Source organism: Pseudomonas sp. RL_5y_Pfl2_73 (assembly GCF_963970515.1).
Taxonomy (GTDB): Bacteria; Pseudomonadota; Gammaproteobacteria; order Pseudomonadales; family Pseudomonadaceae; genus Aquipseudomonas.
In genome coordinates this window covers 1-1644 of the sequence record NZ_CAXAPD010000102.1, presented here as the reverse complement: position 1 = coordinate 1644, position 1644 = coordinate 1, and the positions used below count along the sequence as shown (strand labels likewise).

Annotated in this window: 1 protein-coding gene; it reads left to right on the top strand. The window is 58.7% G+C overall.

Features of this window, described 5'->3' with window-relative positions:
• Positions 1–1644, top strand: a 1644-nt coding sequence (locus tag AACY42_RS28370; RefSeq protein ID WP_339483809.1) for a DUF6531 domain-containing protein, incomplete at both ends; no start/stop codon positions are given.

Sequence of the window (1644 nt, the reverse complement as noted above, 5' to 3'; positions counted from 1 at the left end):
AAATGACATTGATGCGGGCAAGGAAAAGCTCGACAAGTGGCTGCGCAAACTGACCAACGATGCCGTTGGCTGGAATGCTGTACAGACCGCCGGTGCGGTGATTCCAGGTGTCGGCACCGTCTTTGCCGCCATTGATGCCATCGGCGACCTGCTCACCCTGATCGACGGAGATCAGAACGACTTCCTGACCTGGGTCAGCTTTGGCGTCAACGTCGTCGGCCTGATCTCCTTTCCGGGTGTCGGCCCGGCACGGCTGGCGGTGCGCACCACGCTTTCAGCGGTCAGGCGCAATGGTCTACCCGCCATTTCAACGGCCATGCTCAGTGCATTGGAAGAGAACCTTAACGACAAAACTCGCGGCGCCCTAGAGGATTTTGCCAATGCCATCCAAGCGCGTCTCAGCGAACTGCTCACCAAAATCGCCGCAGAAATCAGAAAAGCCTGCGCCGCCTTCGCCCGTATGCTCAGGAGTATTGCCAGCGAGCAAGGACAACAAGCGCTGGCCAAAAAAGCCAAGATCGGCTCTTTTTTCTTCGGCCCGGTGGTGGGTATTGCCGCCCAGTTCGTGATCGATGACAGGCCGCTGTCCAAAGCCGTTTGCCAGAAACTGCTCACCGTCGCCAGTGCCGCCGACAGAATCGGCTTGGCGGTGGCGCAGAAAGTTCAGGGGCTAGGGGATCCGAAAAGAATCGGCAGCATTGGCAACCTGATCATGGCATTGGTCAGCGCATTGGCCGCCCGCAAGCGGCGCGGCGCCCAAACGGCCAATGCCTCCAATCACCAGAACAATCGAGCTCAAGCCACTCAAGGCCAAGGCCCGCTGGTCAGTCAATCAACTCAGCGCAAAACCACCAATGATCCTAATGGTTGTAAGAACTGTAGACCTAGCGTCCCTGTAGGCACCCGCCACAGCATCAGCTTCGCGACCGGCAGTGAAACGCTGGAACATACCGATTTCTCCCTCCCTGGCCCCTTTCCGATCGAGTGGATACGAACCTACCGCTCTAGCCTTGCGGCGTTCGATCAGGGAAGCCTTGGCGCACGCTGGATCACGCCGTTCTCGATTCGCATTGACCAACATGAAGACGGCCTGAGCTACCACGGTTACGACGGACGTAGCCAGCGTTACCCTGATATCGAGATCAGCAGGCACCACTACGACCCGATCGAAGGGGTGCTGCTGATTCGCACCACGGCCAACACGTTGGTGGTCGTACGAGGCCACGACAGCCAGGAGACGTTTCAAAAGCAAGGTGATCGCTATCTACTCAGCGGCATTACCCTGCGAGGGGGCGCACGCATCGCCCTGCACTATGAGCATCAACACGCAGGCCGAGCCGTGCTGTCAGATCTGGTCACCTATCAGGACGACACAGCTCATCACCATATCCATAGCGAACTTGATGAACATGGCCTCATAACCGCCCTTTGGCTGATGCACGAAGGCCAGCCCCACCGCCAACTGGCCAGCTACGACTACGACGAACACGGCGACCTGATCGCCGCCCGCGACGAACACGCTGCACAGTGGGAATACCAGTATCAGCACCATCTGATCACCCGTTATACCGACCGCACCGGGCGCGGTATCAACCTGCAATGGCAAGGCGAAGGCGCCGACGCCAAAGCCATACGCGAATGGGC